Raw genomic sequence first — 14,114 nt, 5'->3', positions numbered from 1 at the left:
CCCGTCAACGTCAGCTGGATGTGAACCATTTGCACTTACCAGCAGTAGTAGCGATATGTCAGATTGTGTTTATTCGCTGGGTAAACAACGGTTTTGCTGCGGGTGTCCGCAGTGCCCCTAGGTTTTGGCAGTATTTTCGACCTGTCGCCAGACTATCATGCACGAACTCAATTCCCACAAAGTGGTCAACCACGCAAGCGTTCCCGAGCAGAACGTCGGTGTGAAGCCACAACTGTTTGAGAATCTGCAGCAACTGAATTTCTCGCACCTGCTGTACTTCTGGGCCGTCGCGCGCGACGGCAGTATCGCCAGCGCCTGCGAACGCCTGCAAATCAGCCAGCCCACGATCAGCATGCAAATCCGCAAGCTCGAGCGCGCCCTTGGCCACCGCTTGTTCGACCGTTCGGGACGAAACTTAGTACTAACCAACGTGGGCCGTACCGTTTTCGATTACGCCGACGAAATGTTTTCAATTGGCCGAGAAATGTTGGGGACACTTCGTGGTCTACCCGGCAAGCGCTCCGGCCGGTTGCATGTTGGCATTCCGACGTCTCTCCCCAAGCTGATCACACACCGCTTGCTAGCGCCCGTATTGGAGATGCCTCAGCAGATTCAGTTAATCTGTCACGAAGGGGAACTCAGCGATTTGGTGACCGGGCTCACGCGATATAAGTTTGATGCGATCCTCACCGATACTTCCATCCCACCCACCTTGGGCGTGCGGACTTACAATCATCCGCTCGGTGAGAGCGATGTGACTTTCTGCGCGACGGCGGAGCTCGCCGAAAAGTATCGAGTCAACTTTCCGGCCTCCTTGGATGGCTGTCCGATCCTGTTACCGACCGCGCTCACCGATATGCGCCGTGTGCTGGATCGCTGGTTCGACGAGCAGCAGTTCAATCCTTACATTGTGGCCGAATTCGACGACAGTGCGTTGATGAAAGAGTTCGGCGGTGGTGGCAGCGGTTTGTTCCCGGTTCCCACGGCGGTCCTGCCGCAACTCACCAAGCAGCATGGCGTGGAAGTCGTTGGGAGTTTGCCTGACGTTCGGATACGCTACTTCGTGGCGACCACCGAGCGCAAGCTCACTCACCCGGCGACGATACTGATCGCAAAAACTGCCAAAGCCGGTTTGCTCAGCGAACTCTCTTAACTGCGAAAAAATCGCGAATTTCCCCGGAAAATCTGGTATCGGGACCGTGTGCTACTATTGAACCTGGGGAGAATTGTGCCACAATCGGCCCAGTCTCAGTGCCGCTCGTGCCGTCAGCCTGCCTGTCGGCGGGTGCTTTTCCCAATGATTCTGCTACGTGTATTTGCTGCTAGGCTGACATGAAAGTTGCCGTTGTTCGTGAAACCTTTCCGGGGGAACGCCGTGTGGCGCTCGTTCCCGATCTGATCCCCGCGCTGACCAAAATCGGTGCGCAAGTCCTCGTGGAAGCGGGGGCCGGTCTGGCCGCTGGCTTCACGGATGCTGACTATCAAAACAAAGGCGCGGAGATCGTCACCGATCGCGCGCAGGCCTTTGCTCAAGCCGACGTTGTCTTGCAGGTTCGCACGCTGGGAACAAATCCCGAAGCGGGCCGCAACGATCTTGGGTTACTGCGCAAAGGTTTGATAGTCATCGGCACGAGCGATCCCTTGGGCAATCCCCAAGCCGTGAAGGAACTTGCTGATCACGATATCATTCTCTTTGCGATGGAATTGATCCCCCGCATTACCCGCGCGCAAAGCATGGACGTGCTTTCCTCGATGGCCACGATTGCCGGCTACAAAGCGGTGCTGCGTGCTGCAGAGCACCTGCCCAAAATGTTTCCGATGCTCATGACCGCCGCGGGCACGCTCAAAGCCGCCAAAGTGTTGGTGCTCGGCGCCGGCGTTGCGGGACTCCAAGCCATCGCCACCTCACGCCGCTTGGGGGCCATCGTTCAGGCTTACGACGTGCGACCAGCCGTGAAAGAACAAATCGAAAGCCTCGGCGCCAAGTTTGTTAAGCTGCGGCTCGATACGTCGCAAACAGAAGACCAAGGCGGCTACGCCAAACAACTCACCGAAGAGCAGGTTCGACTTCAACAAGAGCAACTGGCCCAGGTGATCGCCGATTGCGATGTTTGTATTTCAACCGCCGCGATTCCTGGCAAAACTTCACCCGTACTCATCACCGCCAATGCGGTGGAACGTATGAAACCTGGCTCGGTGATCGTCGATTTGGCGGCCGAACGGGGCGGCAATTGCGAGCTCACTCAAGCCGACCAAATGGTGGTTGCCCATGGTGTGACCATCTTCGGCCCCACGAATCTGTCCTCGGAAGTGCCGCAACATGCCAGCCAGATGTATGCTAAGAACTTGGTGACGTTTTTGCAGCTCCTTGCGAAAAAGGGTGAGCTGGAAATTGATCTCAAAGACGAAGTGATTCGCGATACGCTCGCCACGAAAGATGGTCAGGTTCAAAATCAGCGTTTACGCGACATGCTCAATCTTGGCCCGCTGGTTCTGCCACCCAGCTCGCCTCCGATCGATCATTTGGCCAATCAGTAAAACGATAGTCCCGACGAAATCATTCGATAAGAAACTCATGGATATCATCACAGGTCTGACAATTTTTGTCCTCGCCGTCTTCATCGGCGTCGAGATCATTGCCAAGGTGCCTCCCACTTTGCACACGCCCCTGATGAGCGGCTCGAACGCGATCAGTGGCATCACCTTGGTGGGGGCCCTCGTTGCGGGCCATGGATTTTGGGGTTCGTTGTTTGGTTTTCTTGCGATTATTTTTGCCACGATTAATGTGATCGGCGGATTTCTCGTCACCCACCGCATGTTGGGAATGTTTAAGAAAAAGAAATAGCCGCACACAAAGGTTCCTACCGTGACAGATCTGTTATCCCACTGCTTCGTGCTTGCCCAAGAAACTCCGCCACTTGCTCCTGTTGAGCAAGCAGCGCAGCTTGTCGAGAATGCGGCAGCGCTGGTTTCTCATTCTCCCTGGGCCAACGCGGGGTATTTGCTCGCCTCGGTGCTCTTTATTCTGGGCATCAAAGGCATGACGCACCCCAAGACGGCCGTGCAAGGCAATTTGCTGGGTGCCGTCGGTATGTTCATTGCCGTCGTGGTCACCCTCATCAGCACCGAAACCAATTGGTTTCTGGTGATCGCAGGCATTGCGATTGGCACGGCCATCGGAACATGGTTTGCCACGGCCGTTCAAATGACTCAAATGCCACAGCTCGTGGCGTTGTTCAATGGCTTTGGCGGCATCGCTTCGGTGCTTGTCGCAGCGGTCGAAATACCCACCGCGGGTTTGCCGAACGCGGGTATAGCGGGTCTTGCCGCGGGACTCACGGGATTGATTGGCTCGGTCACGTTTACAGGGTCGATGGTCGCCGCGGCGAAGCTGCAAGAACTTCCGCGTTTCCGCCAACCATTTGCGTTTCCTGGTCAATTGGCCATCAATGCCGCGATGTTTGCCGCGGCTGTTTTGCTTAGTTTGGAAATGACCGACGGCACGGGCTGGGAATATTGGCTCCTCTGTATTATCTCGCTGGTACTGGGCGTGTTTTTGGTCACTCCCATCGGTGGTGCCGACATGCCGGTCGTTATTGCACTGTTGAATAGCTATTCAGGACTGGCCGCCTCCGCCGCTGGGTTTGTGATCAACAACAACGTGTTGATCATCGCTGGTGCGCTCGTGGGTGCCTCAGGCATCATTTTGACGAACATCATGTGCAAGGCGATGAACCGTTCGATTACTAGCGTTCTGTTCGGAAAATTTGAACCGTCGGCAGGTGGCCCCACGGATGACGAAGTCTATTCCGGCAAAATCAAAAGTACCTCGGCCGAAGAAGTGGCCATGATGCTCGATGGGGTCCAGCGCGTGATTATCGTCCCCGGCTACGGGCTGGCTGTCGCTCAGGCTCAGCACCAGGTTCGTGAACTGGCTTCCTTGCTCGAAGCGCAGGGCACAGTAGTCGACTACGCGATTCATCCCGTCGCCGGCCGCATGCCGGGGCACATGAATGTACTGCTGGCCGAAGCTGACGTTCCTTACGAACAACTCAAGGAAATGGACGAGATCAACCCGACATTCGCCCAGTGCGACGTGGCAATTGTGATCGGTGCCAACGACGTGGTGAACCCGCTGGCCGATACGGATCCCACGAGCCCCATCGCGGGCATGCCGATCCTTAAAGCGGGCGATGCTCGCACCGTGGTGGTTGTGAAGCGGAGCCTGAGCCCCGGTTTCGCGGGAATTCCCAATCCGCTCTTTGCCCAAGACAATTGTCTGATGCTGTTCGGCGACGGCAAAGACGCGCTCATTCAATTAGTCGCAGCCGTGAAAGAGCAATAAAAAAACAACCAACCACATCCTGATTAAGACCGGATGCAGTTGGTTGTTTAAATAATAGCTTTCGCTACGAAAAACTATTCCGCAGCCTTCACTTCGAGATTGTTTTCAACGTTGTCTTCACCGGCAGCGTTGTTGGCGATCTCACCGATGCGGTCCTTTTCTTCTTGCGAATCAACCGTACCGCTCAAAGTCACCTTGCCATCAGCAGTTTCGACTTCCACGGCGTCAGTGGCTGTCGACAAATCGGCAGCATCAATCTCCTCGCGAATATTCGCTGAGAGATCTTCGCTCGCTTGATTGTCATTCTCAGCGGCATCGTTATTGATAGCTGGCTCGCTATCAATTGCCGGTGCTGGAGTCGTTGGCGTAGCTAAATCAGAATCCGGCGCACTTACGGGCTCATCTGTGGGAAGTGCTGGCCCTTCGGGCACGGCTTGTGTCACGCCAGGATCAGCTGGCATCGTCGGATCGGCCGTTTGATCGACAACAGGATGTTCGACAACAGGTTTACTGACTTCATAACGATCCGCATCGTCACGGGTCGTCGAGGTCGTGGCATCATTCATCGGGTTGTCCGTACAACCCGTGAAAGCAAACAATGCCAGGGCGAGTAATGGTAGGCGTTTCATAGCATGGCTCCTTGGAAAAATTGATAGAGTTGCAAAAAGACTTGTGACCCACGCCGGAACAATACGCAAAGAGTATGCCGACTTGCTCCCGTTAGCCTTATGTCATGAAACTGCCCCTAATAAGAGTGATGTCTGTTGGATCACCAAGACGATGCAATTAATACGAGTCTTTTCGATTGACAGGCTGTCGAACCGCGGGCCGTTTCCAGGACTTCATGACGTTCCTGGGGCCAGGATGACGGTTGGGACCCCAAGCTGAGTGCGCGAAAGTCCCCTGGTTGTCTGACATAAAACTTTGCGATAAAATCAAAGCTTAATTGATACAGAGTCTCATTCCGGTCTTTGGCATTATGCAACCAGCCGAAAATTTCGCCGATTTGCTGCCGATCTCCATGCTACGCGCTGGTGAATTGGGCGAGGTGCAAACCGTGTTAGGCACCGCCGATCTTGTCCGTCATCTCGCGGAGATTGGTTTGCGTGCAGGCACCAGGTTGGAAATGATTCGTCCTGGGACGACGTGCATCCTGCGTATCAACGGGTCGAAACTCTGCGTCCGTGGCGATGAGTTGTTGCAGGTGATGGTTATGCCCCTTCCCGCCACTGGGCATTCAGCCCCTGCCGCGAGGCATTCGGCATGACTTCGCTCGCTCAGCTTGGCGTGGGTCAGTCAGCCAAAATCGTCCAGCTTTCTCAAAACGGCGAGAGCGCCCAGCGGCTCATGGAAATGGGCCTCACACCCGGCGTTCAAATCCGTTTCATTGGTTCCGCCCCGTTGGGTGATCCGCTCGAATACGAGCTGCGCGGTTACAAACTATGTATGCGGCGCAGCGAGGCAGAACAGATCGAAGTGGAAGCGTCCTGAATGTCGAACTCGACCTTGCGCTCGACGATTCGCGTCGCTCTGATTGGCAATCCCAACACGGGGAAGTCGACTCTCTTCAATGCCCTGGCCGGCGTGCAACAGCGGGTTGGCAATTATCCGGGCGTAACCGTCGAAAAAAAGGTCGGACATTTCCGCCACGGCGAACAGCAGTTTGAAGTCATCGATCTGCCAGGCACCTACAGCCTCGCGCCGCGTTCGCCTGACGAAATGGTGGCGGTCGATGTATTGCTTGGTCGTCGTTCGGGAGAATCATCGCCCGACATTGTGGTTTCGATTATCGATGCATCGAACCTGCAACGAAATCTTTACCTGGTGAGCCAAGTCCTGTCCTGCGGTCTCCCCACGGTAGTCGCCTTGAACATGGTCGATGTCGCGGCGGATCGGGGGATCGAAATCGACGTCGCGGGGTTAAGCCAACGGCTAGGCGTGCCGGTTGTTCCCATTCAAGCCAGCCGCGGCCAAGGGCTCGAAGAACTCAAGCAGGCAATTGCCGAGGCTGTTGACCGCGATCAGCATCCCGCATTCAATCCGTTCCCAGCTGCGTTTCAAGAACACGCGGACCGTTTGGCTACACAGCTCAACACCGACCGCGAGACACCCCTGCCCCGGTTTCTGGTCGAACGGCTGATTTTGGATGGCAACGGTTATCTTGAGCAGCAACTACTGACCAGCGAGCAAACCACTCAACACGCAAGCCTACGCACGGCACGCGAATCGCTCGCGGCGGCGGGATTACCCGTCCCCGCAGTGGAAGCGATGGCCCGTTACGATTGGGTCGGCAAAGTACTCGACGGTGTGGTGCATGTGCCCGATCGTCGCCATCTCACCGCGAGCGACCGCATCGACGCGGTGCTGACGCACAAGGTGTGGGGATCGCTGGTACTGCTCGCCGTCATGGCCCTGTTGTTCTCGTCGATCTTTCGCTTCGCCGAGCCGTTGATGGGATGGGTCGATGCGGGCGTGAGTTGGCTGGCCGATACTGCTGCTGGCATGATTCCCGAGGGGGCGCTGCAATCGCTCGTTGTGGATGGCATCATCGGCGGCGTGGGGGCCGTTGTGATTTTCCTGCCGCAGATTCTCATTCTTTTCGCTTTCATCGCAGTGCTGGAAGATTGCGGCTACATGGCCCGGGCGGCGTATCTCATGGATCGCCTGATGGCAGGCGTAGGCCTCAGTGGCAGGTCGTTTATTCCCCTGCTCTCGTCGTTTGCTTGTGCCGTGCCCGGCATCATGGCCGCGCGAGTGATCGAGAATCGCCGCGACCGCTTGGCGACAATCCTCATCGCACCGCTGATGAGCTGCTCGGCCCGCTTGCCGGTTTACATCATCTTGATCAGTGCCTTTGTTCCCGCGCAGAGTTATTTAGGCGGACTCATCGGCCTGCAAGGCCTGACCATGGTGTCGATGTATCTGGTGGGGATCATCGCGGCCGTAGCGATTGCCTGGCTGCTCAAGAAAACCTTGTTGCGTGGCGAAACACCACCGTTTGTGTTGGAACTCCCCAGCTACAAAACACCGTCGCTACGCAATGTCTTATTCCGCATGGTGGAACGCGGCTGGGATTTTCTGTACGTGGCTGGCACGTTGATTTTCGCGATCACGATTATCGTCTGGGCCCTGGCCTACTATCCGCGTTCCGAAGCAAAAGTAGCGGAAGCCATCGCCGCTCGGGAATCTGTCCTTCAACAAAACATTGCCACGGCGACTCCCGGCACGCCCCAACATGTCGCGGCGGAAAAAGAACTCGCCGAATTCAACGAACCTGAGAACCTCGACCACCTCAACGCGAGCCTGCACCAGCAATTCAGCTTTTTAGGACGTGCGGGCAAACTGATCGAACCGGTCGTTCGGCCGTTGGGCTGGGACTGGCGGATCGGCAGTGCAGCGATTGCTTCGTTCCCCGCGCGGGAAGTCGTGATGGGTGTGCTCGGCGTGATTTACAATCTGGGTGGCGACCTCGACGTGGGGGAAGAATCCGACCAAACCCGCCTGCAATCGCGACTCCAGGCCGCCCGGTGGGACGATACTGGCGAGAAAGTGTACAATCTCCCTGTGGCGTTGTCGCTCATGGTGTTCTTTGCCTTGTGTGCCCAATGCGCGGCTACGCTCGCCGTCATCAAACGCGAAACCAACAGCTGGGGCTGGCCGGTGTTTGCGTTTGGTTACATGACGCTGCTGGCGTACATTGGCGCGCTCGTGACCTATCAAGTCACTAGCCGAATTTGGTTGTAGTGTTTGCCTGAAAAACTATGCAAGACGCAATCGCACTCACGATCGTAGCAATCGCCGCTGGCTATCTCGGCCGCGTGGCTTGGCAAAGTTTCGCGTCGAAGCGTTCGGGTAGCTGCGGCTCCTGCGGCAGCTGTGCGACCAATCAAAAGCCGTTGGTGCAAATCAAACAAATCAATCTATCTCACGCAGAGGCGCAGAGGTCGCAGTGATTGATAACCTCAGCGAGAATCTGAATGCCCTTATTGACAAATGGTGTGCCAGAAAGGAGTACAGCGCATTAGCTTTAGTGTTGCCTGCGTGGATTTCCAATACTGGTTTGACAGATGGTTGGGCAGATTTAAGAACTGCCCTAAAACACGCTTATGTAATGCTCAACGATTTGCCCGTTGAAGAGCGTGACTTATTAAAGCAGTTTTACGTACAAATTGATTATGCATTGGATAATCGATGATTTTCAACTAGCTACAGCCGCTTCCCCTCTGCGACCTCAGCGCCTCTGCGTGAAAAATCATGGCAACGGATTGCACTTCATCACCCGCACTTGATTCCACGTGGAAGCAATCTTTCCGGCGTCGCTTACTTGCTTGGTATGCCCATCACAAACGTGATCTCCCCTGGCGGAAGTCGCAGGATCCTTATCGCGTTTGGATCAGCGAGGTGATGCTCCAGCAAACGACCGTGGCCGCAGTGAAGCCCTATTTCGAGCGATTTCTCAAAGCGTTTCCTACGGTTGAAAAGCTGGCCGTCGCGGACGAAACGCAAGTGCTGCGATTGTGGGAAGGATTGGGCTACTACCGCCGCGCGCGGGGTTTGCATGCCGCCGCGAAGCAGGTCGTGGCCGAACATGCCAGCCAATTCCCTCGCGACGTCGCGACCCTGCAAACCTTGCCCGGCATCGGCCGCTACACGGCTGGTGCGATCGCTTCGATTGCCTTTGGCGAGCGGGCCCCCATTCTCGAAGCGAATACAGTCCGCTTGCTCGCACGTTTGCTTGCGTATCCGGATGATCCCACGAAATCCGCCGGACAGAAACTTCTCTGGGCGACCGCCGAGGAAATTTTGCCACGCGCCAACGTCGCGGAGTTTAACCAGGCCCTGATGGAACTCGGCTCGTTGGTTTGTACGCCAGCAAGTCCCAAATGTGATGCCTGCCCGGTGAAGCAAAACTGCGAAGCTTTCGCTCAAGGATTGCAGAACGAAATTCCTAAAGCTCCAGCTAAGCAGAAATTCACCGATCTCCGCGAGGCGGCGGTCGTCGTTAAAAAGAACGGGCAAGTACTCTTGCGACAATGCGCGGCGAACGAGCGTTGGGCCGGCTTATGGGATTTTCCACGTTTTGAACTCACGAGCGAAGGCCCGCTGTTCGTTCGCGATGAGCTAATCGCCAAAACCCGCGAGCAAACGGGCATCACCATCCAGCCGGGCAACTTGCTCACGACAATCAAGCACGGCGTCACGCGCTATCGCATCACGCTCGATTGCTACAGGGCGATATATCAATCGGGCCGACTCGCCACCGACAAAGCACTGCGCTGGTTAAAGGTAAGCGAGTTAACAGAATTGCCGCTCAGCACGACCGGGCGCAAGTTGGCGAATCTTATCAAGAAAACATAGACCGCGAATGAACGCGGATCGAACAGATTTGCACTAATCAGATCAGCGACAATACGCTAAATCAGCGTTCATCTGTGTTCTATTTTTACAGGAGTGAGCGGAGGGAGCAGAGAGCCTTCAAATTCTCTACGCTCGTCCTCAATTCCTCTGCCAACTATTAGCACCCATCAGTGTCTATTAGCGGTTAACTCCCTCAGTACTCCACCGTCACCCACTGCTTTTCTTGGCTGCTTTTGAGCACCGCATCGCAAATCGCGATTTCATTGTGACCATCCACGAACGTGGCGAAGTCGCCGCCGGCGCGTTCTCCAGCGATGAAGCCGTAGACATTGCGGAACAAATTCTTGGGACCGTCGGGATATGCCTCATTGTGTCCGCCCGGATAATGGGCGTACTCCCGCGCTCCTGGGTAAAGCAGGCTCGGATCTTTCATAATCACTTGGTTCGGTCCATCGCGGCGGCCGACCCACAGTTCGTTCGGCTTCTCTTGATTCCAAGCCAGCGCGCAGTTGCTGCCGTCGATCTCATAGTATAAGCGGTTCTTGCGACCTGCCGCGCATTGATTTACTGTCAACACGCCGTGCATCCCCGAATCGAACTCCAACAGAATCGAAGCGTAGTCCTCAGTCTTGATCGGCACGTCTTCCATGTCTTCTGGCTTGAGGACTTTGCCGGCGTAGGTTTCGACTTCAACCTTGGGCCGTTTCCGCACGGGGTGAATCGTTACCAGGTCGGCCATCACGCGCACGATTTTGAGTCCCGTCACGAATTGAATCAGGTCACACCAATGCGAACCGATGTCGGCCACGGCGCGCGACGCGCCGCTCATTTCGGGCACCAGCCGCCAGTTCCAGTCGGTGTCTTTATGCAGCCAATCCTGCAAATACGAACCATGCACGGCAAGCACACGACCCACATCGTCGGCGCTTTGGCACATCAAACGAGCCTGCTGCACGAGCGGCATGTAGCGATAATTAAAATCGATCGCATGGACCACGCCCGACGCTTCCGCCAAGCGGACCAATTCGCGTGATTCTGTCGAATCCATGGCGAGTGGCTTTTCCGAAACCACGTGCTTCTTCGCCGCGAGAATGTCGCGGTTCACTTCGAAGTGCAAATGATTCGGCGTGCAGTTGTGAACGACGTCGATCTCGGGATCGGCCAGCAATTGGTGATAGTCGCCGTAGGCCTTGGGAATCGACAACTCGGCGGCTTTACGCTCGGCAAGTTCCTGCCCCCGCTCGGCGACCGCCGCGACTTCGACATAACCCAAACGACGAATCGCTTCGACGTGTGCTGGTCCGATAAATCCCGTGCCGATGATGCCGGCTTTCAGTTTTTTGCGTGTCATAAGTTTGTTCCGTCTTTCCCGCGCAGGCAGGAATCTAGCGGCTTTCGAGAACTGGTTTCCCCGCCTACGCGGGAATGACAACTTTACTTATTTCAAAATTTCGACCTGAGCCCAACTGCTCGAATCAATCGACTTGTCCACAGCATTCAACACGGCCACACACTGCGCGCCATCGCGGAAGTCGGGCATGCACGGTTTATCTTGAGCAATCGCTTGCGTGAGACTGTAAACCGCGTGCGTGAAACCATGCTCGTACCCCAGCATGTGCCCGGGTGGCCACCAATTGCCCACGAATGGATGCACCCCCTCGGTGGCGATGATCCGCCGGAATCCCTGTGCCGAGGCGGGGTCTTTTGTGGAATAGTAATCGAGCATGTTCAAATCTTCGAAGCACCAGGCAATCGAACCGGTGCTGCCGTTGATTTCAAAGCGGTTGAAATTCTTGCGTCCTGGTGCCAATCGCGTTGCTTCAAAAGTTCCGAACGCGCCATCCTTGAATTTCGCCAGAAACACCGACGCATCATCGACGCTCACTTGCTCGGTTCCTTCGCCGGCCGTCGCCGACAAACCGGTGGAAGTTCCCTCGGCAGGGCGCTCAGTGATGAACGTCTTTTTCATGCCGACAACTTCGCCAATTTCGCCAACCAAGAATCTCGCCAAGTCAATCGAGTGGGCCCCCAGATCGCCGTGTGCTCCAGACCCCGCGGCACCTTTGCGTAGCCGCCAGTTCATGGGGAAGTTGGGGTCCACCAACCAATCCTGCAAATACGTGAACCGAGCATGACGAATCTCGCCGATGCCACCCGATTCGATGATCTGCTTGGCGAGCGAAACCGCCGGGCAGAGACGATAATTGAAATTGACCATGTGCTTGACGCCGGCCTTGCGCACGGCGGCGAGCATTTGCTTGCCTTCGGCGAGCGTGAAGCAGAGCGGCTTTTCGCAGAACACATGCTTGCCGGCTTCCGCCGCGGCGATGCCGATCTCCGCGTGAACGTTCCCCGGGGCTGAGATATCGACAACGTCGACGTCGTTTTGCTTGACAACCTTTTGCCAATCGGTGGCCGAGGTTTCCCAGCCCCACCGCTCGGCAAATTCCGTCACGGCGGCGGAATCGCGCCCACATACCACCTTCAGCACGGGCTGTAAATCGAGATCAAAAAACCGGCCGACGGTGCTCCAGGCTTGGCTGTGGGCCTTGCCCATGAATTTGTAGCCGATCAGAGCGACGTTGAGTGTCTTACGCGACATGAATAGTTCCAGAAATGCCAAGGGCGGGACAAGTTTTCACAGGCCCGCCATTTTAGCAATTTCACGTTTTGCGCGTAGGGACGGAAAGTGATGGGCGAAAGCGATAATTAATCCATCAATCCACGTACTTCTGCCCACAAACCGATTCCGCTCACGGTTGTCACGCATAAAAGAATCACGGCCGAGAAAATCCCGCCGATGAGCATCCACCACCGAGTCCGATAGCCCGGCGGGAGTTGGAAGTTGAGATATAATGCCGCGCACATCGCCACCGCCACGGCCATATTGGTCGTCAGAAAGGCCACGATGTGGGTGAGCGTGTCGAATTTTAATTCACTGACGATAACTAGTGCCGACATCACTAACACGTAAACCAGCACCACGGCGTGAATCTTCTTTTGCGACCAATGTTTGGTGGGCCAAATCGCTTGCGAGAAATCAAAGATGGTCCGCGAATAGATTTCGGGAAAGGCTTGCAGCGTTCCCCACAAAGCCAACAGCACGCAAATGTAGTAGACCCAGATCAACGCCGGGTGAATATTTCGCCAAATGTAGGCTTGATCGGTGAGCAAGCTCCAGTCACTGAATGACGCAGGCAATTCGCCGCGAGCGGCAAGCGGATACAACACGGCCGCCCCCGCCATCATGAACGAGGCGGTCACGATCCAGAGTACGAGCGCCCCGCAGGCCACGTCCCACTTCAACGGTGCGAGCGAACGTAACACGCGCTTGGCCAGCTTTGCGTCCTGCGGCAGATAATCGCCGGGAGTTCCTGCCGCGGCACGTTGGCGGATTTCGTCGATCTGCGGGTGGCTGGTGATTCCCCAGCCATGCAGTGAAATCCAATTCGCATAAACAATGTAGCCCAACACGCTACCGCCGACGTAGCCAAACGTCGTGGCGAGCGTAAGCGCCGGCTGCGATTTCACCGTGGCCGGTGCCCAACCGGGAAACTCCGGTACGCGGCCAAACGCCAAGCTTCCCTTGAGTGCTTCCCACAGGTCGGGTTTGACTAGCACCGTGCCGATGATGGTCCCCAAGACAAGCACGCAACAGATCATCACCTGCTGTTTTTCGAGCTTGTCGTAATTCATCACGACGCTGAATCCCAACGCCACGATGATGAAGGCCAGCGTGATCCCGCGGGCAATCCATTTTTGTGTTTCAGGACTGACCACCGTTTCTTGGTTCGCAAACAGCAAGTAATACAACAAGTCGCCGCAAGGTCGTGCCACCGCGGCCCACAATGGCCCGGCGGCCGCCATTTCTAAAAGCACAATAAGAATCAACAGCCATCCCCGTGGACCTGGCACGCGGACAAGCCGCTGACTGATCGGCTCGCCACTCACGGCCGTGTAACGTCCCAACAGATAGGTGACGAAGATGCCTTTGACGATAACACTCAGTAGCACAAGCCACAGCAATCCGTAACCCGCCCACGCCCCCGCGCGAACCACGACGATTGTTTCACCCGCACCGATGGCGACCGACGCCACAATCGCCGCCGGTCCGAAGATATGCAACACGCGCCCAAGTTTCACGAGCGACCACGGCTCGGCAAACACGCCGTGGTATTCCTCGGGGACGATCTTGGATGAAGGTTCGGGCATGAAGAAAATAAACCACGAGAAGGAAATCGTTAGCCGCGCTGCGAAGCGCCAGCGAAGCAAAGCGATTACTCACGGCAACCGGGCGATAACAATTGATTGCCAGAATCTAGATCCGCCGCACGTCTTCGAAGAACAATGTAACGTGCTTCTGACAAAAGAAAAACAGTCCTAACGCCGGCCAAAAATTCTTGCGGTAAGT

General features: G+C 56.0%; 14 protein-coding genes. 10 read left to right on the top strand and 4 right to left on the bottom strand.

Annotation, left to right across the window (positions count from 1 at the left end):
* The first annotated feature begins 157 nt into the window (after nucleotides 1-157).
* From SH678x_RS20155 to SH678x_RS20140, 4 genes are all read left to right on the top strand, one after another.
* Entirely contained in the window at nucleotides 158-1,153 is a 996-nt protein-coding gene (locus SH678x_RS20155; protein WP_496920257.1) for a LysR family transcriptional regulator, read from the top strand.
* A gap of 179 nt (nucleotides 1,154-1,332) precedes the next feature.
* Nucleotides 1,333-2,538 (top strand): Re/Si-specific NAD(P)(+) transhydrogenase subunit alpha, encoded by a 1,206-nt coding sequence (locus SH678x_RS20150; protein ID WP_496920256.1) that lies wholly within the window; start codon nucleotides 1,333-1,335, stop codon nucleotides 2,536-2,538.
* A 37-nt stretch (nucleotides 2,539-2,575) separates the two neighbouring features.
* Nucleotides 2,576-2,845, top strand: a complete 270-nt coding sequence (locus tag SH678x_RS20145; RefSeq protein WP_496920255.1) for an NAD(P) transhydrogenase subunit alpha part 2 — start codon at nucleotides 2,576-2,578, stop codon at nucleotides 2,843-2,845.
* A gap of 21 nt (nucleotides 2,846-2,866) precedes the next feature.
* Entirely contained in the window at nucleotides 2,867-4,345 is a 1,479-nt protein-coding gene (locus SH678x_RS20140) for an NAD(P)(+) transhydrogenase (Re/Si-specific) subunit beta (protein WP_496920254.1), read from the top strand.
* A 74-nt stretch (nucleotides 4,346-4,419) separates the two neighbouring features.
* On the opposite strand, the gene SH678x_RS20135 is transcribed toward SH678x_RS20140, so the two are convergent.
* Nucleotides 4,420-4,974 carry a BON domain-containing protein gene (locus tag SH678x_RS20135; RefSeq protein ID WP_496920253.1) on the bottom strand — a complete coding sequence of 185 codons (555 nt, stop codon included), beginning with the start codon at nucleotides 4,972-4,974 and terminating at the stop codon, nucleotides 4,420-4,422.
* 350 nt (nucleotides 4,975-5,324) lie between these two features.
* On the opposite strand from SH678x_RS20135, the gene SH678x_RS20130 reads away from it, so the two are divergent.
* The 6 genes from SH678x_RS20130 to mutY are packed head-to-tail and all read left to right on the top strand — an operon-like array spanning nucleotide 5,325 to nucleotide 9,703.
* Nucleotides 5,325-5,612 (top strand): FeoA family protein, encoded by a 288-nt coding sequence (locus tag SH678x_RS20130; RefSeq protein ID WP_496920252.1) that lies wholly within the window; start codon nucleotides 5,325-5,327, stop codon nucleotides 5,610-5,612.
* Complete coding sequence (locus tag SH678x_RS20125) at nucleotides 5,609-5,836, top strand: FeoA family protein (protein ID WP_496920251.1); 228 nt, start codon at nucleotides 5,609-5,611, stop codon at nucleotides 5,834-5,836. The genes SH678x_RS20130 and SH678x_RS20125 overlap by 4 nt, the downstream gene beginning before the upstream one ends.
* On the top strand, nucleotides 5,837-8,089 hold the full coding sequence (gene feoB / locus SH678x_RS20120; protein ID WP_496920250.1) for a ferrous iron transport protein B: 2,253 nt from the start codon (nucleotides 5,837-5,839) through the stop codon (nucleotides 8,087-8,089). It begins immediately after the preceding gene.
* A gap of 17 nt (nucleotides 8,090-8,106) precedes the next feature.
* Complete coding sequence (locus SH678x_RS20115; RefSeq protein ID WP_496920249.1) at nucleotides 8,107-8,298, top strand: FeoB-associated Cys-rich membrane protein; 192 nt, start codon at nucleotides 8,107-8,109, stop codon at nucleotides 8,296-8,298.
* Nucleotides 8,295-8,540: a hypothetical protein gene (locus tag SH678x_RS20110; RefSeq protein ID WP_496920248.1), complete on the top strand. Its 246-nt coding sequence runs from the start codon at nucleotides 8,295-8,297 to the stop codon at nucleotides 8,538-8,540. Before SH678x_RS20115 ends, SH678x_RS20110 begins: the two co-directional genes overlap by 4 nt.
* Nucleotides 8,541-8,599: 59 nt before the next feature.
* Nucleotides 8,600-9,703 carry an A/G-specific adenine glycosylase gene (gene mutY, locus SH678x_RS20105; RefSeq protein WP_496920247.1) on the top strand — a complete coding sequence of 368 codons (1,104 nt, stop codon included), beginning with the start codon at nucleotides 8,600-8,602 and terminating at the stop codon, nucleotides 9,701-9,703.
* A 193-nt stretch (nucleotides 9,704-9,896) separates the two neighbouring features.
* On the opposite strand, the gene SH678x_RS20100 is transcribed toward mutY, so the two are convergent.
* The 3 genes from SH678x_RS20100 to SH678x_RS20090 form a co-directional block, all read right to left on the bottom strand.
* A complete protein-coding gene (locus tag SH678x_RS20100; RefSeq protein WP_496920246.1) occupies nucleotides 9,897-11,054 on the bottom strand; it encodes a Gfo/Idh/MocA family protein in 1,158 nt (385 codons plus the stop codon).
* A gap of 87 nt (nucleotides 11,055-11,141) precedes the next feature.
* Nucleotides 11,142-12,305 (bottom strand): Gfo/Idh/MocA family protein, encoded by a 1,164-nt coding sequence (locus SH678x_RS20095; protein WP_496920245.1) that lies wholly within the window; start codon nucleotides 12,303-12,305, stop codon nucleotides 11,142-11,144.
* A 107-nt stretch (nucleotides 12,306-12,412) separates the two neighbouring features.
* Nucleotides 12,413-13,915: an Nramp family divalent metal transporter gene (locus tag SH678x_RS20090; protein ID WP_496920244.1), complete on the bottom strand. Its 1,503-nt coding sequence runs from the start codon at nucleotides 13,913-13,915 to the stop codon at nucleotides 12,413-12,415.
* Nucleotides 13,916-14,114: the final 199 nt, after the last annotated feature.

It is taken from the genome of Bythopirellula superficialaquae (assembly GCF_059632245.1).
The sequence above is the reverse complement of the archived record's forward strand: the minus strand, read 5'-3'. Positions and strand labels throughout refer to the sequence as shown.

Excerpts from the sequence above, each read along its gene's own strand:
- SH678x_RS20155 (WP_496920257.1), top strand. The coding sequence starts at position 158 with ATGCACGAACTCAATTCCCACAAAGTGGTCAACCACGCAAGCGTTCCC.
- SH678x_RS20150 (WP_496920256.1), top strand. The coding sequence starts at position 1,333 with ATGAAAGTTGCCGTTGTTCGTGAAACCTTTCCGGGGGAACGCCGTGTG.
- SH678x_RS20145 (WP_496920255.1), top strand. The coding sequence starts at position 2,576 with ATGGATATCATCACAGGTCTGACAATTTTTGTCCTCGCCGTCTTCATC.
- SH678x_RS20135 (WP_496920253.1), bottom strand. The coding sequence starts at position 4,974 with ATGAAACGCCTACCATTACTCGCCCTGGCATTGTTTGCTTTCACGGGT.
- SH678x_RS20130 (WP_496920252.1), top strand. The coding sequence starts at position 5,325 with ATGCAACCAGCCGAAAATTTCGCCGATTTGCTGCCGATCTCCATGCTA.
- SH678x_RS20125 (WP_496920251.1), top strand. The coding sequence starts at position 5,609 with ATGACTTCGCTCGCTCAGCTTGGCGTGGGTCAGTCAGCCAAAATCGTC.
- feoB (WP_496920250.1), top strand. The coding sequence starts at position 5,837 with ATGTCGAACTCGACCTTGCGCTCGACGATTCGCGTCGCTCTGATTGGC.
- SH678x_RS20115 (WP_496920249.1), top strand. The coding sequence starts at position 8,107 with ATGCAAGACGCAATCGCACTCACGATCGTAGCAATCGCCGCTGGCTAT.
- mutY (WP_496920247.1), top strand. The coding sequence starts at position 8,600 with ATGGCAACGGATTGCACTTCATCACCCGCACTTGATTCCACGTGGAAG.
- SH678x_RS20100 (WP_496920246.1), bottom strand. The coding sequence starts at position 11,054 with ATGACACGCAAAAAACTGAAAGCCGGCATCATCGGCACGGGATTTATC.
- SH678x_RS20095 (WP_496920245.1), bottom strand. The coding sequence starts at position 12,305 with ATGTCGCGTAAGACACTCAACGTCGCTCTGATCGGCTACAAATTCATG.
- SH678x_RS20090 (WP_496920244.1), bottom strand. The coding sequence starts at position 13,915 with ATGCCCGAACCTTCATCCAAGATCGTCCCCGAGGAATACCACGGCGTG.